A 23759-nucleotide genomic window follows, 5' to 3' on the forward strand; every position below is an offset into this window, starting at 1 on the left:
CATGCTGAAACGTCATCCCCTCTGGATTGCCGTGCCGCTGGGCCTGCTGCTGTTGCTGCAGGCCCTGGCGGTGGCGGCCGCCCCGATCAGCGGCGATGGCGCGGACGACGGCGACACCCCGATGACGATGTCGCCCTGCCATGGCGATGCGAACGCCTCGGGCGACACCCCCGCCGCCGCGGAGTGCTGTGACGCCGACTGCCCGCACATGGCGGCCTGCGCACTGGGCCACCTGGCAGCGGCAACGCCGATGGTGGCGTCGTTGGCACGCCCAGCGACTGCGGCCACGGTCGTCTCGGTCGACCGTCTCATCTTGCGTCCGCCAACACCGCAACTGCGTCCTCCCATCGTCTCCCACGGTTGATCCGTCGCCGGCTCCCTGCGAGTCGCTCCGGGCTGCAAGGCCCGACCGTGGAGACGTTTCATGTTCCTGTTCCCCTGGCACCCGGCCGGGTGCCCTGCCGTGGTGGGCCTGCTGCTGTGCGGGCTGGCCACCGCCACATGGGCGGCGCCCGCTGACCCACCGCTGAGCCTGCCGGCCGCGCAGGCGATCGCCCTGACCCAGCAACCGCTGCTGCAGGCGCTGGAAGCCGAGCGACGTGCGCTGGGCGACACCGCCATCGCCGCGCGTCAGTTACCGGACCCGCAGATGATGGCCGCGGTCAGCGGCCTGCCGGCCAACGGCGATGACGCCGGCCGCCTGGACCGCGAGCGCATGTCACAGCTCAGCCTGTCGCTGCAGCAGACCTTTCCGGGTGCCGGCAAACGTCAGGCACGCGGTAATCAGGCCGATGCCGAGGCGGCGGTGCGAGCGGCACAGCACGCTGCCACCACACGCGACATCCGCCAGGCCGTTGCGCTCGACTGGCTGGCGCTGTGGCGGGCCCAGCGGCAACGCATGCTGACGGCGGAACAGCGGGTCGTCGTGGACACCCAGGTCGAGTCCGCCGCCATCGCGGTACGCAGCGGCGGTGACGGCCGGCAGGCCCTGCTGCTGGCCGCGCGCGTGGCGGCCGGCCGCCAGCAGGACCAGCTGGCGGCCGCCGACCAGGCGGTGGCGCGTGCCCAACGCGCACTCGGGCGCTGGATCGGCGAGGCTGCGCAACGCCCGCTCAGTGACGACCTCCCCGCGCTGCCAGCCGTGCTGCCACTGGCGCAGGCCCAGGCACGCCTCGCCACCCATCCCGCGCTACGCGCACTGCGCGCGGTACAGGCGGTGCGCAGCGCCGAGGCCGACTTCGCCCGAGCCGACTATCGGCCAGACTGGCGTGCGGAACTCGGCGTCGGCTATCGCCCCGCGTTTTCGGAGTTGGTGACGCTGCGGGTTGGAGTCGACCTGCCGGTTTTCACCGCCCGCCGTCAGGACCGACGCCTGGCGGCGGCACTGGCCGGGGGCGATGCCGCCCAGGCCCGCCTCGATGACCTGCATCGGCGGCTGTCCGCAGCGCTGGCCCTGGCACATGACGAGGCCACGAGACTGGCCGCCCGGCTGAACCATTACGACACCACGCTGCTGGCGGATGGCGAAGCGCGGGTCGCCGCCGCGCTCGCGGGCTGGCAGGCCGGCCGCGACGACCTCGACGGGGTGCTGTCGGCCCGCCGCGATCTGCTCGATCTGCGTCTTGCCCGGCTGGCCCTGCAGCACGACCACGCGGCCCGCCTCGTGGAACTCGAATCCCTCGGCGCGACCACCGCGCCTGATGTCCGGAACCCCACGCCATGAAACAGTCTCTGATGATCGGTCTCGTTGTCCTCATCGCGCTCGCCATCGGCATCGGCCTGGCCGCACGCCATGCCGATGACCGTCATATCCCCGTCGCTGTCGTCGAGGATGACGGCAGCGTCCGCTACACCTGCGCGATGCACCCGGAAGTCGACCTCGCCGCGCCCGGCAACTGCCCCATCTGCGGCATGGCGTTGATCCCGAAACAGCGCGAAACCGCGGGGCCCGGCACCGTTCACATCGACCCGGCGATGGTCCAGAACCTGGGCATGCGTACCGCGACGGTGACGCGCGGTGCGCTGTCGGCGGGTATCACCGCCCAGGGTGCGGTGATGGAGGATGAGCAGCGGGTGACGGTGATCACCTCGCGTACATCGGGGTGGGTTGAGAAGCTTCTGGTCGACGGCACCGGCGATGTCGTCACTGCCGGCCAGCCGCTGGCGCGGCTCTACGCGCCGGCGCTCGAAAGCGCGCAGCAGGAACTCGCGCTGGCCCGCAAGCTCGACGATGCATCGCTGATCTCGGCCGCCATCGCCCGGCTCCGCAATCTGGGCATTGACGACACCGATGCCGGGGGTCGGGCCGTCCTTCGGGCACCGGCGGACGGCGTGATCACCACGCTGATGATTCGTGATGGCGCGGAAGTCGGACCCGGCATGCCGCTGATGACGCTGACCGACCTTCGCCAGGTGTGGGTGCGCGCGGAGGTGCCGGAAGCCCAGGCACCGGGGCTGGTGCGCGGTCAGCCGGTCTCGCTGCAGGTTCCCGGAGGCGGGTCCGATACCATCGCCGGACACATCGACACGGTCTATCCGGAGCTTGATCGCGACACCCGTCGCGTCGGTGTGCGGGTGGTTGTCGACAACCCGGACCTGCGGCTGCGACCCGGCATGTTCGCCCAGGTTCACTTCAAAGGTGCCACTGCAACACCGGTGCTGCGGGTGCCCAGCGAGGCGCTGATCCGCACCGGCCGTCGCAACACCGTGATCGTCGCCGAGGGGGATGGGCACTACCGGCCGGTGGCGGTCACGCCGGGCCGTGAGGTGGACGGTGATACCGAGATCCTCGACGGCCTGATGGAGGGCGACCGGGTGGTGGTATCCGGCCAGTTCCTGATTGACTCGGAGGCCAGCCTGCGTGGTGCCTTCCACCGCATGGGCGACGACGGAGCCATCCGATGATCAGCGCCGTGATCCGCTGGTCGCTGCACAACCGGTTTCTGGTCACCCTCGCCACCTTGATGCTGAGCGCCGCCGGCCTGATGGCCGTCTGGCAGACGCCGCTGGATGCACTGCCGGACCTGTCCGACACCCAGGTGATCGTACAGACGCCCTACCCCGGGCAGGCGCCGCAGGTGGTGGAAGACCAGGTGACCTACCCGCTCGCCAGTCGGTTGCTGTCGGTGCCGCATGCGAAAACCGTTCGCGGCTATTCGATGTTTGGTGAATCCTTCATCCACGTCCTGTTCGATGACGATGTCGACCTCTACTGGGCACGCTCGCGGGTGCTGGAAGTGCTGTCGCAGGTGCAGGCACAGCTGCCCGACGACGCCCGCCCGACGCTGGGGCCGGATGCCACCGGCGTCGGCTGGATCTACGAGTACGCCCTGGTCGACCGCAGCGGCAGCCAGGACCTGAGCCAGCTCAAGACCCTGCAGGACCGCTTTCTCAAATACGAGCTGACGGCACTTCCGGATGTGGCCGAAGTGGCCACGGTCGGCGGCTTCACGCCGCAGTATCAGATCGTGCCCGACCCGCAGAAGCTGCAACAGCATGGCCTGACACTGGCGCAGCTGATCGCGGCCGTGGAGGACGCCAATGGCGAGACCGGCGGCGCCAGCCTGGAGCTGGCCGAGGCCGAGTACCGGGTGCGGGCCCGCGGCTATCTCGGATCACTGGCGGACTTCCGCGCCATTCCGCTGCAACTGGGGTCACGCGGCACGCCGCTGCTGCTCGGCGAGGTCGCCGAGGTCCGCCGCGGCCCGGCGCTGCGGCGCGGCATCGCCGAACTCGACGGCGAGGGTGAAGTGGTCGGCGGCATCGTCGTCATGCGGTCGGGGGCCAACGCGCGCCGTACCATCGATGTGGTGAAAGCCCGCCTGCAGCAGCTCAAAGCCGGCCTGCCGGAGGGCGTCGAGGTGGTCGAGACCTACAATCGGGCCGACCTGATCGACCGCGCTGTGCGTCATCTCGGCAGCAAGTTGCTGGAGGAGTTCGCGGTGGTCGCGGTGGTCTGCGCCCTGTTCCTGTGGCACCTGCGCTCGGCCCTGGTGGCGGTCATCACGCTGCCGGTGGCGCTGCTGATGGCGTTTCTGGTGATGCGCATCCAGGGCCTCAACGCCAACATCATGTCGCTCGGCGGTATCGCCATCGCCATCGGCGCTATGGTCGATGCAGCGGTGGTGATGATCGAAAACGCCCACAAGCGGCTGGAGGCCCACGAGACCGAACATGGCGCGCCGGCCGCCGGCAGCACGCGCCTGCGGGTCATCGCCGATGCCGCCACTGAAGTCGGCCCAGCGCTGTTCTTCTCGCTGCTGATCATCACCATGTCGTTCATTCCAGTGTTCGCACTGGAAGCGCAGGCGGGGCGTCTGTTCGCACCACTGGCCTTCACCAAGACCTGGGCGATGGCGGCGGCAGCCGCCTTGTCGGTGACGTTGGTGCCGATGTTGATGGCGGTGTTCATCCGCGGCCGTATCGCACCCGAAAATGCCAACCCGCTGAACCGCGGCCTGATGGCGCTGTATCGCCCGGCGCTGGCGGCTGCGTTGCAACACCCGAAGCTGACGCTGGCCTTGGCGCTGGTGGCCACGGTGGCGTCGCTGTGGCCCCTGAGGCAATTGGGCAGCGAGTTCATGCCGCCGCTGGATGAGGGCGACCTGCTGTACATGCCGACCGCCCTGCCCGGTCTGTCTGCCGGCAAGGCCGCGCAACTGCTGCAGCAGACCGACCGCATGCTGAAGACGTTTCCGGAGGTGGCGCGGGTATTCGGCAAGATCGGCCGCGCCGAAACCGCGACCGACCCGGCGCCGTTGGAGATGATCGAGACCACCATCCAGCTCAAGCCTCGGGATCAGTGGCGGCCCGGCATGACACGCGAGGCCCTGGTGGCGGAGATGGACGCGGCCTTGCAGATTCCCGGACTCGGCAATGTCTGGGTACAGCCGATCCGCAACCGCATCGACATGCTGGCCACCGGCATCAAGTCTCCAGTCGGAGTCAAGATCGCCGGGCCCGACCTCGCGGTGATCGCCGAGATCGGGGATGCCGTGGTCGCCGCCCTGGAACCGATCCGCGGCACCGCTTCGGTGTTCGCCGAACGGGTCACTGGCGGCCGCTATATCGACATCACCCCGGACCGTCTGGCGGCAGCGCGCTACGGCCTGAGCATTGCCGATGTGCAGCGGGTTGTCAGCGTCGCCATCGGCGGCCGCAGCCTGGGCGAGACGGTGGAGGGCCTCAATCGCTTCCCCATCAACATCCGCTATCCCCAGGACTACCGCGACTCGCTGCAGGCGCTGCGTGACCTGCCCTTCGTCAACGCCGCCGGGCAGACGCTGACGCTCGGCAGTGTCGCCACCGTGGCGGTGGTCGACGGCCCGCCGATGATCAAGTCGGAGGGCGGTCGTCCCAATGGCTGGATCTATGTCGATATCCGCGACCGCGATCTCGGCGGGTATGTGGTGGAAGCCCGGCAACGGGTGGCCGAGCAGGTGGCGCTACCCAGCGGCTACTCGCTGCGTTGGTCGGGGCAGTTCGAATCGCTGGAGCGGGCCCGCGACCGCCTGTGGCAGGTGGTGCCCTTCACCCTCGTCATCATCTTCGTATTGCTCTACCTGAGCTTCCGCCGGCTGGCGCCCGCAATCCTCGTCATGGCCAGCCTGCCGTTTGCGCTGATTGGCGGCATCTGGCTGTTGTTCGGGCTCGGCCACCACCTGTCGGTCGCCTCGGCGGTCGGCTTCATTGCGTTGGCAGGCGTCGCGGCGGAATTCGGGGTTGTGATGCTGATCTATCTCGAAGCCGCCGTGCGCCAGCGACGCCAGCAGGGTCGCCTCAACACGGAAGATGACCTGCGGGCCGCCTTGATGGAGGGCGCGGTGCTGCGGCTGCGGCCGAAAGCGATGACCGTGGTCACCATCATCGCCGGCCTGATCCCCCTGTTCATCGGCAGCGGCGCTGGCGGCGAGGTGATGCAACGCATCGCCGCCCCGATGCTGGGCGGCATGATCAGCGCACCGCTGCTGTCGATGCTGGTGATGCCGGCGGCGTGGTTGCTGTGGCAGCGGCGAAAGATCGGCAACAACCCCCGTGGTGCCAGACCTGCAACCGGCGAACGCTGACGTCGGCAGCAAACTTGTCAGTAAAAGTGCCCCCGCTTACCCTGATGATGACAACAATAATTGGAGACGCGCGTGACGACAGGGACGCGAGTGACCGTGCATCGCTCAAACGGGGTTGACGCCGATACCGGCTGGATCGATCAGGCCTACCGCGCGCATTGGGGCGAATTGTGCGGCTATCTGACGCGGGTCTTCGGCGCCGGGCCACCGGAGCCTGAGGATATCGCTCAGACGGCCTTCATCAAACTTGCCGAGCAGCAGCGTGACGCGGTCGCGAACATCCGCGCCTACCTGTTTGCGACGGCGCGCAATGCCGTGATGGATCATCACCGCAAGGCGAAGCGCCATGCCGCCTATGGGCGCGACTTCGCCGTCCTTGAGGGCGACGCGCCGACAATGGCTCTCGACAGCGAAAACATGCTGCTGAGCCGGGAGGCGCTCACGGTCGCCTTGGCGGCGGTGGCGCGATTACCGGAGTCGCAGCGACGGGTTTTCCTGCTTAGCCGTGTCGAAGGCCTCAGCATCAAGGCGATTGCCGAACGCGAGGGCGCCAGCGTGGATGCGATTCAACGAAAGGTGGCGCGGGCGGCTGCCAAATGTCTGTTGGCCATACAGGAAGCGGAACGGTTAGATGAACGCACGAACCGCTGAAGATCAGGAGCGCCTCACCGAAGAGGCGATGGACTGGGTCCTGCAGTTTCAGGCAGGCCCAGTCGGGCCGCAGGAACGCGCAGCCTTTGACGCTTGGCTTGCGGCCGATCCCGACCGTCGCGCGCTGTATGCTCGGGCGGAACGGGCCTGGCATGGCATGGCCGGCCTCAGCGCCCTGCCGGAGGCTCACCAGGCCCTGCATGGATCCGGTTCCCGCTTCTCCGTCACCCGTCGCCGTCGCCCGATGCAACTCGCCGCCGGGGCCTTCGCCGCCAGCCTGATGATGGCGGCCGTGTTGTTCGGCCTGCTGCGAAACCCGGCCGCCGATGTCGCTGCGCCCCTGCACTACGCCACCCCGGTGGCCGAAATCCGCGAGATCGTGCTGACAGACGGAACGCAGCTGACACTGGGGGCGCGCTCCAAGGTGGAGGTGCGCTTCACCGATACCGAGCGGCGCGTGATCCTCTCTGATGGAGAGGCCTTCTTCGCCGTTCAGCCCGATCCAACCCGGCCCTTCTTCGTCAGGGCGGAAGCCACCGAAGTGCGGGTGGTCGGCACCCGCTTCAATGTGCGACTGGGCACGGATGTGGTCGAGGTCGCTGTCGAAGAGGGCCGCGTTGATGTGGCCGCCCCTGCGACGCCGGGTAGCCGATTGATGGCCGGAGAGCAGATCACCACCGCCCGCCCGGCTGCCGCAACCCCGATGCCGCTCACCGTCGCACCCCGCCGCGCGCCCGCACCCAGCCACGTCGGCGCCTGGCGCGACGGTCGTCTGGATTACAACAATGCACGCTTGGTCGACGTCATTGCCGATGCCCGACGCTACTACCCAGGGCGCATCGACCTTCAGGAAACCTCGCTGGGATCCCTACGCGTCACCACCTCGTTCAGAGCCGATCAGGTGCTGTCCATGCTGGACTCGCTGGAGGGCACCCTGCCAGTCTCGGTCAACCGTCGGGGCGACAACGTGACGCTCTCATCGGCCCCCACCACAGCAACGCGATAACCCGCCGAATCCATAGAGCGGTCTGGACCCCCGGACCGGTCACGTCAGGCGGCCTGTCGCCTTCTCGAATGTCCGCAATCGTGCGGATGAGCGTCTTCCTTTCAGCTTGGAGGGTATTCGGCCGGATCAGGCCCCTCCGCCAAGCGAGACGCTGACACACCACAATTCGAGGGGAAGACGCCATGACGCGCCACTTGTTGTCCGATTCTGTCCACACCACGAGAGCGACTTTGCGCGCCGCGGCGCTGGGTGCCTCCTCCGCATTGATCTGGGCCGCTGCCGGCATCGCCCAGGCGGAGGACCGCCAACGCAGCTTCGAGATCGAGGCTCAGCCGCTCGGCGATGCACTGCTGGACTATGCACGCCAGTCTGATCGTGTTGTCACGGTGCCGCCGGCATTGGTGGACGGGCGCATGGCCGAAGCCCTGTCCGGCGAAATGGCGCCGGACGAAGCGCTGCATCGGCTGCTTGCCGACACCGGCCTGTCCACCGAGCGCAGTAGCTCGGGTGCCTACCGGGTCCGAGCCGTCAACGATGGCGAGGCCGGTCACGATGACGATCCCGTGGACGCCGACGCCGCGGACGAGCCCGAGCCCCAGGAGGCGGCACTGGCTATCGACAACATTACCGTCACCGCGCAGCGACGCGAACAGCGGATCCAGGACGTTCCCATCGCGGTTTCGGCCTTCAGCGCCCAGGCGCTCAACGATCGCAAAATCGAAGGAGGCTCGGAACTGTTGCGGGCGATACCGAACGTCACGTTCTCGAAGAACAACTTCTCGATGTACAACTTCTCGATCCGCGGTGTGGGCACCAAGGCTATCTCGGCTGCAAGCGACCCCGGCGTGGCGATCAGCTTCAACAACACCCCGCTGATCCGCAATCGTCTGTTCGAACAGGAGTATCTCGACGTGCAGCGGGTGGAGGTGCTGCGCGGCCCGCAAGGGACCCTCTACGGCCGCAATGCCACCGGCGGCGTGGTGAACATGATCCCCAATATCGCCATACATTCGGACGATATCGAGGGCAATCTCGGAGTCGAAGTCGGGAACTACGCCAGCCGTCGGATGCGCGGCTTCATCAACGTTCCCGTCAGCGACACCTTCGCGGTGCGCCTGGCCGGCGCCGCCACCCGCCGTGACGGCTTCGACTACAACACCTTCAACGATCACCACGTCAACGACCGCAATCTGTGGTCCAGCCGCCTCAGCGCCAGCTGGAGCCCCAGCGACCGCTTTCGCGCCAACCTGATCTGGGAGCACTTCGACGAAGATGATCAGCGCGCACGCACCGGCAAGCAGTTGTGCACCACGGACCCTGGGCCGGCGGAAATCGGCGACACATCAATCGATCGCATCGCGCTGCAGAACATGCTGAGCCAGGGCTGCCTTCCAGAGACGCTGTTCAGCACGGCGGCCTACGGCACGCCGAACGCCGCCTCATTTCCGGCCTATCGCGCGACCAGTGTAGTCATCAGCCTGGGGCGCCTGCGGGGCGACACTGAACAGGCCACGATCGTGCCCTTTGGCGGTAATCCCTATGAAGGCCAAGTGCAGTCGCTCGACCTTCGCGAAATCGCCACCAGCTATGACCCGCTCTTTCGGGCAGAAAACGATGTTGCGCAACTCAATTTCGAATTCGATCTAAGTGACCGTCTGCGTCTTTTCTCGCAGACCGCGTATGCAAAAGACGACTACTGGTCAACCCAGGATTACGCGCGATTCATCTCCAACGACATCTTCCTTGATACCAGCCTGCTCGAACGGCAAAGCCCGATTGCCCCGGGCGGGGTCTACCACGATCCGCAGCTTGGGCCATCCACCCGGCTAGAAGCGGCTGACCTCAACCAGTCGGACAACCAGCAGTGGTACCAGGAGTTCAGGCTGCAATCGCGCTTAGAGGGCAACTTCAACTTCCTGCTCGGCGCCAATTATCTGTATTTCGAAACCCAGGATGATTACTACGTGTTCAACAACCTGTTCAGCATGGCTTCGGAGTACATCTACAACCAGTGGCTCGCTGGCGCCGGCCCCAAGCCGTCGCCCTACGAGAACACCAGCGTCATCTCGGATGAATGCGACAACGATTACAACGGCGGCAACCCAACCTTCTCCGAGTGCGTGTACATCGACCGTAGCCCCATCAGTAACCTGGCGGGTGACGGTCACAATTACTTCCGTTCCAAGAACGTGATCGAAACCCGCTCCTGGGCTGTCTTCGGTGAGGGCTACTGGGATCTCCGCCCCGACCTGCGCGTGACATTGGGTCTGCGCCACACGGAAGATCAGAAAACCTCCACCCCCTACCCGACCCAGCTGCTGCTGGGCGCCAACCTTGATGGTTCCACCGGCATCTCGTCGGGGGGCTTCCTGCGCCGGGGGTTTTTCGCCGACCCCAAGGTGAAGCAGGATTGGAAGGCGCTGACAGGGCGTCTGGTGGTGGATTGGCGGCCGCAGCTCTCGTTCACGGATGACACCCTGCTCTACGCCTCGTACTCGCGCGGCTACAAGGGCGGCGGCACCAATCCGCCGCGCGCCGCGATCAACCCGGACACCGTTCAATACCTGCCGTTGGAGGGCACTTTCGACCCCGAGTACCTCAACGCCTTCGAAATCGGTGCCAAAAACGCCTTCGCAGGCGGACGGGCCACCCTGAATGCGACCGCCTTCTACTATGACTACAAGGACTATCAAGTCTCTCAGATCGTCGACCGCACCTCGCTCAATGAGAACTTCGATGCCACCGTCTGGGGTCTGGAGCTGGAAGGCGTCGTGCGCCCGACCCCACAGCTTCAGATCGACGGCAATCTGGGCTACTTGAACACCCGCATCGCCAGCGGCGAGGGATCGATCGATGTCATGGACCGCACTGCCGGCGATGAGGACTGGACCGTCGTGCGCCCCTGGGTGCAGGTCCCTTCAAACTGCATTGCGCCCACCGAGCACGTCGAAACCGTCATCCAGGGAAGCCCCACCTATGGCGACTTCCTCACGACGCTGGCGCTCTCCGCACTCTGCTCGGGCTCCCGCAACTGGGGCACCTTCAACCCGGAGGTGCAATCCAATCTGCGGTTCGACCAGTTCTACGGCTTCGTCTACAACCCGCTGGCCGATGCCCCCAACAACGGACGCGGAATCGAAACCGACCTGAGCGGCCACGAACTGCCCAACGCACCGAGCTGGACTGCCAACCTGGGCACCCAGTACACCTTCCATCAAGGCGAATGGGAACTGACCCCGCGTGCCGACTACTACTGGCAGGACGAGAGTTACTTCCGGGTGTTCAACAGCGAGTACGACCGTCTGAAGTCCTGGGACAACCTCAATGTCTCCTTCACCATGGTGCGCCCGCGTGATCGCCTGGTGGTGGAGCTCTACGTCAAGAACGTGCTCGACGACACCCCCATCGTCGATGCCTTCACCAACAGCGATGACACCCAGCTCACCACCAACGTGTTCACGCTGGATCCGCGCCTGTGGGGGCTGCGCATCTCCAAGGACTTCTGAGCGCGTGGCTCCGGGGGCAGGCACAATGTCCGCCCCCGGGGCTTCTGTCCTGTGCTCAGCGCATCAACATGGCCGTCAGCGGCTGCGCCAGGATCCACAGGCCTGAGACCGTGAAGGCAATCATCAGCACCAGCATCGGCAGTTGGCTGAGCATGGCGGTACGGCGCGACGGGAAGTGCTGCAGGGCGATACGGTGGGCCACCACCACGCTGACAACATGGCCAAAGACGATCAGCCCGACCTGGGTATGCCAGACCACGCTGTAGTCGGGCAGGATCGGCGCACGGAACAAGTGCGCGGTGCCGAACAGGTCCCACTTTCGCCCGAAGGGGTCGGACAGCAGGCTGATGATCTTGAGGCCGTGCGACAGCAACAGGCCGGTGTAATGCGTCAGGTGGTAGACGATGGCGATGGGCAGCAGCGAATAGCCGAAGTCGAGCGACAGCTCGCGCAGGGTTCGCGGGCTGCGGGTGAGCCCGCGTGCCAGCGCAATGGCCACCAGGTAGGCCCCGAGATACAGAAACGGTGACGCCAACAGCCACAGTGACTCCCAGGCGAGGTACCAGGGCCGCAGCACCCCCAACGCATTGACCGGCGCCACCCCCAGCCACTGCGTCAGCCAGCCGGTCGGATCACCCCAGAACAGGGTCACCCACCATTGGGTGGCCCTGAGGCCGTCGAACGCCGTGGTCGAGAGCAGGGCCAGCGCGAAGGTCAGGCTGCTTAGATCGCGCGGGCGTTCCGTCAGCAGCCCGGCGAAGGGCCAGCGCAGCCGCAGACTGGCCGGTTCATTGCCCTCGCCGCGCCGATAGTCGAGCGGTGCCAGCAGCGCGATCAAGCGCAGCATGACCGAAAAGAACTCACAGTGACGGAACCAGACACGGCGGCCCAGCAGTCCGATCCCGCAAAGATTCAGCACCGTGTAGCCCGCGAGAAAATGTCCCAATGGGACCGGGCGCCCGGTGCCGAACAGTTCGAAGGCGATGAAGCCGAGGTACAGCGCCAATGCCGGCCAATCGCCCAGCCAGGCCGGATAGCGCACCCGGCCGTTGGCGTAACCCCGCCACACCCGATTCACCGCATCAGCGAGCGTCCGCCAGGGGTTCAGCACCGCGTAGAAATTGCCGATCAGGGCTGTCAGATACGGAAACAGCAGCACGAAGATGACCCAGAAAAACGTCATCCCGAAGTTGCGTGCAGGATCGCGACTGCCGAAGTAACCGGTGGCGATGCACAGCGCCAGCACCAGCACGGCGACCAGTCGCAGCGGCGCCAGACCGCGACGCAGCCCATTGACCATCGTCCCGGTCATCGGCAGCGTCCAGCTCGCCGGCGGCTTCGGTGCGCGCGACCGGGTCAGGAACACGCCGGCAATCAGGAACGAGACCACCAGCGTCAGCGCGGCGGCCCAGCCGTACATCCAGACCGGCACCGGCGGGTTGTAGAGCGCCGAGAAGCCGTGCGCCAAGGCATTGCCGGGCAACAGCCACAGGGCCAGCGGGAGGCCGTTGGTGCAGCACGTGCGCACGGTGTCCATCGCCATCCGGCGATGCGCAGGCCGGCGCAGCACCGGCCGTTCACCGCCCATCGTCAGCGGGGCACGGTCTCGGGCACGGGCCGCGTCCGCGCATCCGCCGACGCCTCCAGCGTTCGTTCCCACATCTGCAGGTAGGTCTCGGCGGAGTTGTAGAGCGTATCCAGCGCCGCCTGACCGCCTTCCAGGCGAATCTCCTCGACGATGTCGGCGATCATCCCGTAGTGGAACATGCCGGACTCGTTCACATCCCAGATTCGCCCTTCGGCACCGGGAACGGCGAGCTGCTCGACGGTGATCGGCGCCACACCTTCGAACTGCGGCCCCCAATCTTCGCCCTGGAACATCTGGAAGGGATAGCTCACCGGTCCGGTTTCCATGATCCGGGCCATGCCCCGGGCACCGGGGAGGTTGCGCAGACCATTGGCATCGGCGCCATAGCCGGCCGACAGCGGGCGGTCAGTGCCGGACAGCGTCCACTGTTCATCGAGCCGCGCGAGGAAGTCGACGTGGCCTTTGCCGTTCTGGTTGATCGGGTAAATGATGCCGCCCTGGGCGATCAGTTGCTGCGCCTGGGCATTGGTCAGACCGCCCTGGGCGCCATGACCGGAGACCATCGGATAGGTCGGCGTGGTGGTGCCGGTATGGTCCAGCATGATCTGCTTGCTGCGCAGTTCCGCATGGTCGATGTCGATGACAAAACCCTTCTTCATCATCTTGTCGATGGCGTAAATGCCGAGATCGGTCACGTCACGCTGGTTGCACCGACGACCGCTGTTGAGGGTCGGCGTCAGCCCGCCGGTGAGCCCCAGCAAGAAATCGGTGAGCGGGTCATTGCCCAGCCCCAGCGGCTCGGCCAGTGAGTTCAGGCCGGCGTTGTAGAAGTAGGTCTCCCCTTCGCCGCCGTCGGGGCAGGCATAGGTTTCCCAGAACCGTCCGGTGCCGACGAAATTGAAAATCTCGAGGAAGTTCTGGAACAACCCGGCGCCGCCCAGCGCGCTGTCGATATCGTGGTAGGGAAACACCTGGCGCACGCCCAGGTCCCAGATGCGGTCGATCTCGGCATCGATCTGCGCACGATCGCACTGGGGAATCTCGCTGCCATCCGGCAGGAAGGTGACGTTACAGCCAAAGATGTTGGAAAACTCAAGACCCGGAATCACCGCCAGCTTGCCGTCGGCAATCACCTGCCGGGCTTCGCTGGGGCTCTTGACGATGCGGTAGAAGCCCTTGCCGGGCCCGCCGAACTGGGCATCGATGTAGTCCTGGATTTCATAGAGGTACTCGACCTGCGCCACGCCGACCGGCATGTCTTCACAGATCAGGTCAGCCGGATTTTGCCCACGCGTCGGCCCGATCAGCTGGGCCACCCGGCACAGTGCCTCGATGTTGGTGCCGTGAATCGTCATCAGCCGCAGCCCGGACATCCACGCGCGCTCCACCCAGCGCCAGTACATCTGCTGGTGCAGCTGCGAGTCATGGAACGGCCAGTCAACAAAGCTCGGCCAGCCCTGGGTGTCGTGCGTCGTCCCCGGCGTCATGTCGAGGATCAGCGCTTCCGGGTCGAGGATGCCGTTGGGGCCATGCAGCATGCTGCAGTCCTTCAATGCCTCGGTCACCCCGAAACGATTGACCGCCTGACCGTACATCACGCCACCTGCGGAAGGTCCCACATCGCCGCTGCCATCGGACATTTCACTGCCCATGGCCATATGCGTGTGGACCTCGGCAAAGCCGAGCGCCGGCGCACCGAGCTTGCCCTTGAAGGTTTCGCCGATCACTGCCAGCGGCATCTCGGGATACTCGGCACAGCCAACGGCATGCTCGAAGCGCAGGGCCGCGGGGGTACTGCCCAACGCCAGGCGCCCGCCCTCGCCGACTGCCAGCACGCCGCCCAGTGTGGCGGCATTGAGGGCATCGCCGGATTCGGTAAACGTCCAGTCCGAACCATCCTCCGGCGCCGTCTGCGGCACCGTGGCGACGGCAGCGCCGTCGGCCGTCAGCAGCATTTCATCCGGGGTGTAGAACAGGTACCGGCCGAGGTTGGCGGCACGCATGTAGAAGCGCTCCGCCTCGTCGACGCTGGCATCACGGGCAACGAAACCGTCGCCTTCACGCACGACATAGTCGCCATCGGCACGCATCACCCAACACTGGTTGAACAAGTCATACCGCCCCAAGGCCGACGGCGTGGGTTCGCCGCCCGTCGCCCCGCCATCCGGAGCCGTGACCGGCGATGAACTGCCGCAGCCCACCAAGGTCGCCTGCAGCGCCAGGGTGGCGGCAAGCCAGGAAAGGCGCGGACGCAGCGACCGCGGTTGCGAAACGAACACATGACCCATCATCAGCAGAATCTCCGTACGACTGACTGCGGTAAACCCAAGACGCCAGCGCACCAGACATACGCGAGCAGATCCGGATGCTAGAGGGGATCGCCCTGTGCGGAAACCGTAAATTTGGCTCCGGTCGCATTTCGGCTACCGTAGGGAGTCTCGACGCTGCCTCTCGAATGTCTGCCATGCACCCACGACGCACCCGCTCGCTGCCCACCCTGTGGCTGCTGATGACTGCCTGCCTCGCCACGCCCGCTGCGGCGTTGGCGCAGACCTTCCCACCGCTGCAGGGCGACCGTTATCTGCTGCAGGTCCGGAGTCAGCTTGAGCCGGTTGCCATCAACCGCATACACGCGTGGGCGCTGGAACTGCGCGACCGCGACGGCGCCCTGGTCGCGGATGCCACGATCACCGTTCGTGGCGGCATGCCCGCGCACCAGCACGGCCTGCCAACCGCACCCCGTGTCACCGAGGTACTGGGCCCCGGTCGCTATCTGCTGGAGGGGATGAAGTTCCAGATGGGGGGCGAGTGGGAGGTGCAGTTCCTGATCGAGGCGCCCCCGGGTGCAGAAACGCTGACCCTGGCCTTCACGCTCTGACATGCGAGGTCGCGCGGCCACCGTTGCCACCGCCCGGGCGATGATCGGGGGCGCCCTGATCGTCCTGCTCGCAGCCTGTGGCGATCGCCAACCGCCTCGGGAGTTCTGGATGCCGGCGGAACTGGCGGCCATCGAGTCGATGTCGATCACCCGCCTGCCCCCGCTGCCGCCGTCGCCCGGCAACCCGGTGGCCGACGCCCCGCGTGCCGTGGCGCTGGGTCATCGCCTGTTCTTCGACCCCCGTTTGAGCGCCAACGGCGCGGTGGCCTGCGCCAGCTGCCATCGGCCGGATTACCACTTCAAGGACGACGTCGCCCGCTCCCGCGGCATCGGCCGGACCGCGCGCAAGAGCATGAGCGTGGTGGGTGCGGCCTACAGCCCCTGGCTGTTCTGGGACGGCCGCCGCGACAGCCTCTGGTCACAGGCACTGGAGCCATTGGAAGATCCGCTCGAGCACGGGACGACGCGCGTGCAGGTCGCGCGGTTGATGCACGACCTGTCCGCGTATCGTGACGACTACGAAACCCTGTTCGGCCCCCTGCCTGACCTGGACGATACCGAACGCTTTCCGCCCGCCAACCCGCGGGGCAATGCCGACCAACGTGCCGCGTGGGCAGCGATGACCCCCGAGGACCAGGTCGCCGTCGCCACCGTCTTCGCCAACGTCGGCCGGGCACTGGAGGCCTATCAACGCCGCCTGCTACCGGGGCCGGCGCCCTTCGATGCCTTCGCCGATGCACTGGTCGCCGGCGATCAGGCGCGTGCCGAAACGCTACTCACGGCGGATCAGCGTCAGGGCCTCAAGCTGTTTGTCGGTCGCGCCAACTGCATCCATTGTCACAACGGCCCGCTGCTCACCAACCACGAATTCCACAACACCGGGCTGACCGACCCGAACGTGATGCCCACCGACCGCGGCCGTGCCGTGGGCGTGGACCTGCTGCGGGCAGATCCCTTCAACTGCCTGGGCCGGTACAGCCCCGCAGATCCACAGGACTGTGCCGAACTGCGCTTCGTGAAAACCACCGGGATCGAACTTGAAGGCGCCTTCCGCACCATCAGCCTGCGCAACATTGCCGGCAGCGGGCCGTTCATGCACACCGGGCAATTCGAGACACTGACCGAGGTGGTCGATCACTACAACCGTGCACAGCCAACCCTCATCAGCGCCGAACTGACGCCGCTGCGACTGACGGCGGGGCAGATTCAGCAGCTGGTGGCGTTTCTCGACAGCCTGAGCGCGCCGCTGGCGACGCCGGCGTATCTGTTGGAGGCGCCGCTGTTGTCGCAGTGACAAAAGGAGCGCCCCGACCTCCATATCCATAAGTGTCATGTCATTGCGAGTCCGCGCAGCGGGCGTGGCAATCTCATCGCAATGGCGCTGCCGGCCGGGTGAGATCGCCGCGGGGCGATGCCCCTCGCGATGACAAAAGAAAATCCCCGCTGACGCGGGGTTTGGTATTGGCGGAGAGAGAGGGAAAGTTCAGAATCGCTGAAGGCGATTCCTCACCCGGCAGCAAAGCCGCCGGGCTAAGCGCCACTCGCCTCTGGCGAGTGGTCGAACCCCAGGGTTCTCATCCCTCTCTCAATCGGGATAAAGAAAAGCCCCGCATCGCGGGGCTTTGATATTGGCGGAGAGAGAGGGATTCGAACCCTCGATACGGTTTGACCCGTATACACGCTTTCCAGGCGTGCTCCTTCAACCACTCGGACACCTCTCCTAATCTCGGGGCGTACTGCCCTACCCGTCCATGGTGCGTTGCCCAGCCCGGCCGTCCTGACCCCTTCCTGCATCCCTTCAAGCCGCGAAGGGCGCGCAGTATAGCGGATGACCCGGCGCTCAAGAAGCTGCTTCGGGCTCCGGTTCCGACAGGTACTCGGCGGGCAGCGCTGGCGGAATGTCGAGGCAGCGGACACTGGTCTTGCCGGGCCGGTCGGGGTCCGGCTCGGTGGCAGCGAACGGCTCGGCGTTGGCACCGTCGACATCGGGAACCACCAGTGCCGCCGAAGAGCTGGGCGGCGCGATCCCATCGACCGGCTGCAAGGCGCCGGTAGACGTTGCGCGCTGATAGGGGAACTCGCCCTCGCAATGCCGGTTGCTGCTGCATCCTGCAACCAGAACGGCGAGCGCCAGGAGAGACCAGGTGGTTTTCATGCAATGACCTCGGCCGCACGGAGGGCGGCGATGATGCGGGGTTGAAGGTTGGCGCTCATCGGCACCATGGGCAGGCGCAGGCCCGGGGGAACGCGGCCCATGTGGTGCAGCGCCCACTTGACGGGAATGGGATTGGGTTCGAGGAACAGGTCCTGATGCAGCAGGGCGAGTTTGGCGTCGGCGGCTTCGGCGGCGGCGACGTCGCCGGCACGGGCGGCGGCACACATGGCGTGCATCAGCCGCGGCGCGACATTGGCGGTCACCGAGATGTCGCCATGGAACCCGAGCAGGATCGACTCGCGGGCGGTCGCGTCATCACCCGAGTACAAGGCGAAGTCGGCGGGCAAGCCCAGCGCCAGCAGCGCCCTGACGCGATCGAGATCGCCGCGGGCTTCCTTGAGGCCGACGATATTGTCGACCGGCGCCAGCCGCTGCACGGTTTCCGGCAGCAAATCCACGCCCGTGCGTCCCGGCACGTTGTACAGAATGATCGGCAGCGGCACCGCTTCGGCGATGGCGAGGTAGTGGCGGTACAGGCCTTCCTGCGGCGGTTTGTTGTAGTACGGGGTCACCAGCAACGCCGCATCCGCGCCGGCCTGCTGGCCAAGGCGGGTCAACTCGATGGCTTCGGCGGTGCTGTTGGCACCGGTGCCGGCGATCACCGGCACCCGCCCGGCGGCCCGCTGCACCACCCGGCGGATCACCTCGATGTGCTCGTCCACCTCCAGGGTGGCGGACTCACCGGTGGTGCCGACCGCCACCAGAGCGTCGGTGCCTTCGTCGATGTGCCAGTCGACCAGCGCGTCGAGCGCGCGCCAGTCCACCGCGCCATCGGCGGCCATCGGGGTCACAAGCGCGACAATGCTGCCTTGAATCATGCGGGGCGGACGGGAAAGGTCGAAAGACCGACGAGTATAGCGGCAGGCCCGCCGCCTTGGGCGGACGCCGGGGCGGCCCGCATTTGAGTAAACTCGCGACCGATGGAAGCCCAGAACGCCATGAACACCGCTGAAAACCTCCTGTCCATCTCCATCCTGGGGCGCGCCCGTGCGGACATCCCATTGGAGCTGTTCAAGGCCATCCGCGAGCGCGGGGGCGAAGTGGAGGACTGCCGGATCGCGCCGATTGGCGACCTGGTGACCGCCAACATGGTGGTATCGGGCAATTGGAGCACCCTCGGCCGACTCGAGACCGCCCTGCCCGGGGTCGCCGAGCGGATGGACCTGCAGGTGCGCTTCGAGCGCTGCGGTGCCCGCGAACCGAGCCCCGACTTCCGACCCTACGCGGTCGACGTGATCGCGCCGCAGCAGCCGGACCTGCTGGTGCACCTGCTCGAATTCTTCCGTTCCCAGGGCGTGCAGGTGCCGGAGATTTCATCGCAGAAGTACGCCTCCACCCACACCGGCGCCAGCATGTGCAGCGTGCAGATGGTGTCGCACGTGCCGGTGAACCAGCACCCCCAGGCACTTCGTGAAGCTTTTATGGATCTCTGCGACGATCTCAACGCGGATGGCATGATGGACCCCATCAAGACCTGAACCAGATGGGCCTCGGTGCCCCGGAGACCTGATGAGCTTTGACCTCGGCAGCCCCCTTCCCGACCTCACACTGGCCGCCAGCGGCGGCCGCGAGATTGCGCTGAAATCGTTCAAGGGCGCGCCTCTGGTGGTGTACTTCTACCCCAAGGACAATACGCCGGGTTGCACCCAGGAAGGTCAGGACTTCCGCGACCTCTATGCCGAGTTTCAGGCCGCCGGCTGCGAAATCGTCGGCGTCTCCCGCGACAGCGTGAAATCGCACGACAACTTCGTCGCCAAGTTCGACTTCCCCTTCCCCTTGTTGTCCGACCCCGACGAGGCCATGTGCCTCGCCTTTGACGTCATCAAGGAAAAAACCCTCTACGGCCGCAAGTACGTGGGGGTGGACCGCAGCACTTTCCTGTTCGACAGCAAGGGCAAGCTGCGGGAGGCCTGGCGCGGGGTGAAGGTGAAAGGTCATGCCCAGGCTGTGCTGGACGCCGTGAAGGCGCTTTGATGGCCGGTCGCGCTGCGCGCACCCCACCCTCCCCGTGCCATCGGCACGGTCGTTGCCTCCCCTTTCTGGCCGCGGCTGCTGCCACGCAGTCGACGCCGCCCCATGGCCCCGCGCCCCACTCTGACAGGCCCGCATGAGCAAGAAAAAAATCTTCGTTCTCGACACCAACGTCCTGCTCCACGACCCCAGCTGCCTGTTCCGATTTGAAGACAACGACCTCTACGTGCCGATGGTGGTGCTGGAGGAACTCGACGCCGCCAAGAAAGGCACCACCGAAATCGCCCGCAACGCGCGGCAGGTGAGTCGCTTTCTTGAAGAGATGATGCGTGATGCCGACCACGCGCAGATCGAGAAAGGGCTGGCGCTGCCGGCGCCGCAGGGCCATCACCGCAACGGCAGCAACAGCCTCAAGCCGGTGAGCGGCCGGCTGTTCTTCCAGACCCGGCCCACCAGCGCCGACCTGCCCGGCAACATGCCGGGCAACAAGCCGGACAACAGCATTCTCATCACCACGCTGTCGCTGCAGGCGGAGCATCCGCGGCGGCCGGTGATCCTGGTCAGCAAGGACATCAACCTCCGCATCAAGGCCGCCATCGTCGGCGTGGTCACCGAGGACTACACCAACGATCAGGTGCTGGAAGATGCCGACCTGCTCTACACCGGCTACACCGAACTGCCGGCCGACTTCTGGCAGACCCACGGCGACACCATGGAAAGCTGGCAGGACAGCCTCGGCCGTGCCTGCTATCGGGTGAAGGGGCCGCTGGCGGCACAGTGGCACGTCAACCAGTTCCTCTACATTCCCGATGGCGACGAGCGCGGACTGGAGCTGGTGGTGCAGGCGGTGGACGATGACCTCGCCGAAGTGCGCGTCATCCGCGACTATCGCGCCACCCGCACCAGCGTCTGGGGCGTGCATGCCAAGAACCGCGAACAGAACTACGCGCTGAACCTGCTGCTCGATCCCGACATCGACTTCGTCACCATTCTCGGCAATGCCGGCACCGGCAAGACCCTGCTGACGCTGGCCGCCGGGCTCGCCCAGGTGCTGGACGAAACCCGCTATCGCGAGATCATCATGACCCGTGTCACGGTACCGCTGGGCGACGACATCGGCTTTCTCCCGGGGTCCGAGGAAGAGAAGATGACGCCGTGGATGGGCGCACTGATGGACAACCTGGAAGTGCTCACCCAGACCAGCAATGCCGGCGACTGGGAACGTGCCGCCACCAACGACCTGCTGGCCAAACGCATCAAGATCCGTTCGATCAACTTCATGCGCGGGCGCACCTTCCTCAACCGCTTCATCATCATCGACGAGGCGCAGAACCTCACCGCCAAGCAGATGAAGACCCTGATCACCCGCTGCGGCCCCGGCAGCAAGATGATCTGCCTGGGCAACCTCGGCCAGATCGATACACCCTATCTGTCGGAAACCACCTCCGGCCTCACCTTCGTGGTCGACCGCTTCCAGGGTTGGCCGCACGGCGGGCACGTCACGCTGGCGCGCGGTGAGCGCTCGCGGCTGGCGGCCTTTGCCTCGGACGTGCTTTGAGCATGTTGGGCCGGCTCAAGGAGATGAAGGACAGCGCCATTGCGATGGCGCTGAAGACGTTCATCAGCGAACGCTTCGGTGCCTACGGCGAGCTGCTCGACTGCAGCGTCGATACCCGCAACAGCCGTATCGCCATCAAGGCCCTGCTGAAGGGCGAGGCCACCCCCATCGAACTGAGTGTCGAGCGCTACACGGTGGAGCGCCGCGGCGGCGAGCGCTACATCACGCTGGAAAGCATCGTCTGTTCACGCGAATGGATCGCGCTACTGCTGATGCGCCTGTATGGCCGCAAGCCACTGAAGCTGCCGGCAGCCGCGGCGGCGCTGCTCTAGTGCTGAGTGCTGAGTGGTGAGTGGTGAGTGGTGAGTGCCGAGTAACGGCAACGAGCAACGCCGACGTCTTGTCATCGCGAGGGTGAACCCCGCCGTTATTGCGAGCACTGCTCGCGGGTGGGGTGAACGCACCGGCATGGAAGCCGGGGCTGGAGTAAATTCGCGAAGTGACGGTTCGCCAGGATGGCCAGCGCTGACGTGCAATCGCGGCACGACCCAAGGTGTATTCGCGGCACAACCCAACGCCTATTCGGGGCATTGCCGTCCGGATGAGATTGCCGCGCCCACTGCGCGGGCTCGCAATGACGACAGGCGGAGTGCCGAGCGACGAATCGCGGTCACGCACGCCCGCTGTCAAAGGCCATTACCTCGGCCAGTGATGCGGCGCCGGTGAGTCGCATCAGCAGGCGGTCGAGGCCCAGCGCGACACCGGCGCAATCCGGCAGCCCGGCGTGCAAGGCGGCAATCAGGTGGCGGTCGTAGGGCGGCACCGGTCGTCCTTCGGCCTGCCGTCGCGCCTGGTCGGCCTCGAAGCGGCGCTGCTGCTCGTCGGCATCGGCCAGTTCATGAAAGCCGTTGGCCAGCTCCAGGCCATCCCAGAACAGCTCGAAGCGTTGTGCCTTGCCCGCGACCACCCGTGACAACGCGGCCTGGCTGGCAGGAAAGTCATGCAGAAAGCAGGGGAATTCCCGCCCCAGCTCCGGCCCGACGCGAAAGCTCATCCACAGGTCGAGCAGGGTGTCGCGGTCTGCGCCGTCATCCAGGGCCTCCGCCTCGGGCAGGGTGCGCAAGTGGTCCAGCGCGACGGTCTCCGGATCAAAGCCGGCATGGCACCGGAACGCCTCGGCGTAGGTCAGGCGGGCGAACGGGCCGACCGCTCCGAGTCCCCGCAACAAGGCCTCCACCTCGTCCATCAGCCGATGGTGGTCATACCCGGGTCGATACCACTCCAGCAGACTGAACTCCGGATTGTGATAACGGCCTGATTCCTCGGCACGAAACACCTTGGCGATCTGCCAGATCGGCCCGCTGCCGGCACACAGCAGACGCTTCATCGCGAATTCGGGGGAGGTGTGAAGGAAGCCGTGAGGCGCAGCGGCAAAGCTGTCGATATGGCGGTCGACGGTGGCGTGCGCGGAGAGGATCGGCGTTTCCACCTCCATCACCCCACGCGCATCAAAAAAGGCGCGGATGGACCGATACAGGTCCGCCCGCGCCTTAAGTTGCTCGATCGTGGCGGTGGGCGCCCAGTACGGGTCGATTCCTTCGGGGCTGCCGCCCGTCCTCCGCGAACTCGAGGGGGCCACTGGCCCTCTCGAAGGCGCGTCCGCTCCGGACTCCCGATTCCCGATTCCCGGCCGCAAGGCCATTACTTGCCGACACGCCCCATGTATTCACCGGTCCGGGTGTCGCACTTGACGAGTTCGCCCTGCTGGACGAACAGCGGCACGCGCACCACGGCACCGGTTTCCAGGGTGGCGGGCTTGCCGCCACCGCCGGAGGTGTCGCCCCGGACGCCGGGATCGGTTTCGGTGATCTGCAGTTCCACCGTGTTGGGCGGGCTGATGTAGAGCGGTACGCCGTTCCACAGCATGACGCGGCAGGTTTCTTCGCCCTTGATCCACTTGGCAGCATCTTCCACCGCCGCCTGGGAGGCCTGGATCTGCTCATACGACGAGGGGTTCATGAAGTGCCAGAACTCACCATCGTTGTAGAGGTACTGCATGTCCGTCTCTTCGATGTCGGCGACTTCCCAGCCATCTCCGGACCGCAAGGTCTTCTCCAGCACGCGGCCGGTCTTCAGGTTGCGCACCTTCAGGGAGTTGGTGGCCTGGCCCTTGCCGGGCTTGCGGTACTCGTTATCGATGACGGCATAGGGGTCGCCGTCGATCAGAACCTTGGTACCCGCCTTCATTTCATTGGTGCTAACCGTTGCCATGCCTGCGTACTCAGTCGTCGTGAATGGGGATGCTAAAAAATGGTTGCCGG

General features: G+C 66.1%; 19 protein-coding genes and 1 tRNA gene. 13 read left to right on the plus strand and 7 right to left on the minus strand.

All coding sequences use genetic code 11. The annotated features are described in order from the left end of the window. Position 1: 1 nt before the first annotated feature. The 7 genes from JN531_RS16345 (at position 2) to JN531_RS16375 (ending at position 11228) form a co-directional block, all read left to right on the plus strand. Entirely contained in the window at positions 2 to 364 is a 363-nt protein-coding gene (locus JN531_RS16345; protein WP_228349916.1) for a hypothetical protein, read from the plus strand. A gap of 60 nt (positions 365 to 424) precedes the next feature. Further along, complete coding sequence (locus JN531_RS16350; RefSeq protein WP_228349917.1) at positions 425 to 1723, plus strand: TolC family protein; 1299 nt, start codon at positions 425 to 427, stop codon at positions 1721 to 1723. Then, positions 1720 to 2904 (plus strand): efflux RND transporter periplasmic adaptor subunit, encoded by a 1185-nt coding sequence (locus JN531_RS16355; protein ID WP_228349918.1) that lies wholly within the window; start codon positions 1720 to 1722, stop codon positions 2902 to 2904. Before JN531_RS16350 ends, JN531_RS16355 begins: the two co-directional genes overlap by 4 nt. Further along, positions 2901 to 6065 carry an efflux RND transporter permease subunit gene (locus JN531_RS16360; RefSeq protein ID WP_228349919.1) on the plus strand — a complete coding sequence of 1055 codons (3165 nt, stop codon included), beginning with the start codon at positions 2901 to 2903 and terminating at the stop codon, positions 6063 to 6065. Before JN531_RS16355 ends, JN531_RS16360 begins: the two co-directional genes overlap by 4 nt. Before the next feature lie 60 nt (positions 6066 to 6125). Next, entirely contained in the window at positions 6126 to 6716 is a 591-nt protein-coding gene (locus JN531_RS16365; RefSeq protein WP_239795320.1) for an RNA polymerase sigma factor, read from the plus strand. Next, positions 6697 to 7722: a FecR family protein gene (locus JN531_RS16370; protein WP_228349921.1), complete on the plus strand. Its 1026-nt coding sequence runs from the start codon at positions 6697 to 6699 to the stop codon at positions 7720 to 7722. Before JN531_RS16365 ends, JN531_RS16370 begins: the two co-directional genes overlap by 20 nt. 182 nt (positions 7723 to 7904) lie before the next feature. Continuing rightward, positions 7905 to 11228 (plus strand): TonB-dependent receptor, encoded by a 3324-nt coding sequence (locus JN531_RS16375; RefSeq protein ID WP_228349922.1) that lies wholly within the window; start codon positions 7905 to 7907, stop codon positions 11226 to 11228. A gap of 55 nt (positions 11229 to 11283) precedes the next feature. Here the strand turns inward: JN531_RS16375 and JN531_RS16380 are convergent, their stop codons facing one another. Both JN531_RS16380 and JN531_RS16385 read right to left on the minus strand, forming a co-directional pair. Further along, entirely contained in the window at positions 11284 to 12798 is a 1515-nt protein-coding gene (locus JN531_RS16380; protein ID WP_228349923.1) for a hypothetical protein, read from the minus strand. Positions 12799 to 12818: 20 nt separating this feature from the next. Further along, positions 12819 to 15107, minus strand: a complete 2289-nt coding sequence (locus tag JN531_RS16385) for a hypothetical protein (protein ID WP_228349924.1) — start codon at positions 15105 to 15107, stop codon at positions 12819 to 12821. A gap of 173 nt (positions 15108 to 15280) precedes the next feature. On the opposite strand from JN531_RS16385, the gene JN531_RS16390 reads away from it, so the two are divergent. Together JN531_RS16390 and JN531_RS16395 are read left to right on the plus strand one after the other, a co-directional pair. Continuing rightward, a complete protein-coding gene (locus tag JN531_RS16390; protein WP_228349925.1) occupies positions 15281 to 15694 on the plus strand; it encodes a FixH family protein in 414 nt (137 codons plus the stop codon). Position 15695: 1 nt separating this feature from the next. Next, positions 15696 to 16988 carry a cytochrome-c peroxidase gene (locus JN531_RS16395; protein ID WP_228349926.1) on the plus strand — a complete coding sequence of 431 codons (1293 nt, stop codon included), beginning with the start codon at positions 15696 to 15698 and terminating at the stop codon, positions 16986 to 16988. A 335-nt stretch (positions 16989 to 17323) separates the two neighbouring features. Here the strand turns inward: JN531_RS16395 and JN531_RS16400 are convergent. The 3 genes from JN531_RS16400 to dapA form a co-directional block, all read right to left on the minus strand. Next, positions 17324 to 17415, minus strand: a tRNA-Ser gene (locus JN531_RS16400). Between the two features lie 119 nt (positions 17416 to 17534). Then, on the minus strand, positions 17535 to 17849 hold the full coding sequence (locus JN531_RS16405) for a hypothetical protein (RefSeq protein WP_228349927.1): 315 nt from the start codon (positions 17847 to 17849) through the stop codon (positions 17535 to 17537). After that, on the minus strand, positions 17846 to 18727 hold the full coding sequence (gene dapA / locus JN531_RS16410) for a 4-hydroxy-tetrahydrodipicolinate synthase (protein ID WP_228349928.1): 882 nt from the start codon (positions 18725 to 18727) through the stop codon (positions 17846 to 17848). Before dapA ends, JN531_RS16405 begins: the two co-directional genes overlap by 4 nt. A gap of 120 nt (positions 18728 to 18847) precedes the next feature. On the opposite strand from dapA, the gene JN531_RS16415 reads away from it, so the two are divergent. From JN531_RS16415 to JN531_RS16430, 4 genes are all read left to right on the plus strand, one after another. Then, a complete protein-coding gene (locus JN531_RS16415; RefSeq protein ID WP_228349929.1) occupies positions 18848 to 19387 on the plus strand; it encodes a glycine cleavage system transcriptional repressor in 540 nt (179 codons plus the stop codon). A 31-nt stretch (positions 19388 to 19418) separates the two neighbouring features. Further along, entirely contained in the window at positions 19419 to 19883 is a 465-nt protein-coding gene (locus JN531_RS16420) for a peroxiredoxin (RefSeq protein ID WP_228349930.1), read from the plus strand. A gap of 133 nt (positions 19884 to 20016) precedes the next feature. Continuing rightward, positions 20017 to 21438, plus strand: coding sequence for a PhoH family protein (locus JN531_RS16425; protein WP_228349931.1), 1422 nt, complete (start codon positions 20017 to 20019; stop codon positions 21436 to 21438). 2 nt (positions 21439 to 21440) lie between these two features. Then, positions 21441 to 21770, plus strand: a complete 330-nt coding sequence (locus JN531_RS16430; RefSeq protein WP_228349932.1) for a hypothetical protein — start codon at positions 21441 to 21443, stop codon at positions 21768 to 21770. A 338-nt stretch (positions 21771 to 22108) separates the two neighbouring features. Here the strand turns inward: JN531_RS16430 and epmA are convergent, their stop codons facing one another. Beyond that, entirely contained in the window at positions 22109 to 23077 is a 969-nt protein-coding gene (gene epmA, locus JN531_RS16435) for an EF-P lysine aminoacylase EpmA (protein ID WP_228349933.1), read from the minus strand. 62 nt (positions 23078 to 23139) lie between these two features. Then, positions 23140 to 23709, minus strand: coding sequence for an elongation factor P (gene efp, locus JN531_RS16440; RefSeq protein WP_228349934.1), 570 nt, complete (start codon positions 23707 to 23709; stop codon positions 23140 to 23142). Between the last annotated feature and the right edge of the window lie 50 nt (positions 23710 to 23759).

Origin of the sequence: Flagellatimonas centrodinii, from assembly GCF_016918765.2 — a bacterium.
GTDB lineage: Bacteria > Pseudomonadota > Gammaproteobacteria > Nevskiales > Nevskiaceae > Polycyclovorans > Polycyclovorans centrodinii.

Excerpts from the sequence above, each read along its gene's own strand:
- JN531_RS16345 (WP_228349916.1), top strand. The coding sequence starts at position 2 with ATGCTGAAACGTCATCCCCTCTGGATTGCCGTGCCGCTGGGCCTGCTG.
- JN531_RS16350 (WP_228349917.1), top strand. The coding sequence starts at position 425 with ATGTTCCTGTTCCCCTGGCACCCGGCCGGGTGCCCTGCCGTGGTGGGC.
- JN531_RS16355 (WP_228349918.1), top strand. The coding sequence starts at position 1,720 with ATGAAACAGTCTCTGATGATCGGTCTCGTTGTCCTCATCGCGCTCGCC.
- JN531_RS16360 (WP_228349919.1), top strand. The coding sequence starts at position 2,901 with ATGATCAGCGCCGTGATCCGCTGGTCGCTGCACAACCGGTTTCTGGTC.
- JN531_RS16370 (WP_228349921.1), top strand. The coding sequence starts at position 6,697 with ATGAACGCACGAACCGCTGAAGATCAGGAGCGCCTCACCGAAGAGGCG.
- JN531_RS16375 (WP_228349922.1), top strand. The coding sequence starts at position 7,905 with ATGACGCGCCACTTGTTGTCCGATTCTGTCCACACCACGAGAGCGACT.
- JN531_RS16385 (WP_228349924.1), bottom strand. The coding sequence starts at position 15,107 with ATGATGGGTCATGTGTTCGTTTCGCAACCGCGGTCGCTGCGTCCGCGC.
- JN531_RS16390 (WP_228349925.1), top strand. The coding sequence starts at position 15,281 with ATGCACCCACGACGCACCCGCTCGCTGCCCACCCTGTGGCTGCTGATG.
- JN531_RS16395 (WP_228349926.1), top strand. The coding sequence starts at position 15,696 with ATGCGAGGTCGCGCGGCCACCGTTGCCACCGCCCGGGCGATGATCGGG.
- JN531_RS16405 (WP_228349927.1), bottom strand. The coding sequence starts at position 17,849 with ATGAAAACCACCTGGTCTCTCCTGGCGCTCGCCGTTCTGGTTGCAGGA.
- dapA (WP_228349928.1), bottom strand. The coding sequence starts at position 18,727 with ATGATTCAAGGCAGCATTGTCGCGCTTGTGACCCCGATGGCCGCCGAT.
- JN531_RS16415 (WP_228349929.1), top strand. The coding sequence starts at position 18,848 with ATGAACACCGCTGAAAACCTCCTGTCCATCTCCATCCTGGGGCGCGCC.
- JN531_RS16420 (WP_228349930.1), top strand. The coding sequence starts at position 19,419 with ATGAGCTTTGACCTCGGCAGCCCCCTTCCCGACCTCACACTGGCCGCC.
- JN531_RS16425 (WP_228349931.1), top strand. The coding sequence starts at position 20,017 with ATGAGCAAGAAAAAAATCTTCGTTCTCGACACCAACGTCCTGCTCCAC.
- JN531_RS16430 (WP_228349932.1), top strand. The coding sequence starts at position 21,441 with ATGTTGGGCCGGCTCAAGGAGATGAAGGACAGCGCCATTGCGATGGCG.
- efp (WP_228349934.1), bottom strand. The coding sequence starts at position 23,709 with ATGGCAACGGTTAGCACCAATGAAATGAAGGCGGGTACCAAGGTTCTG.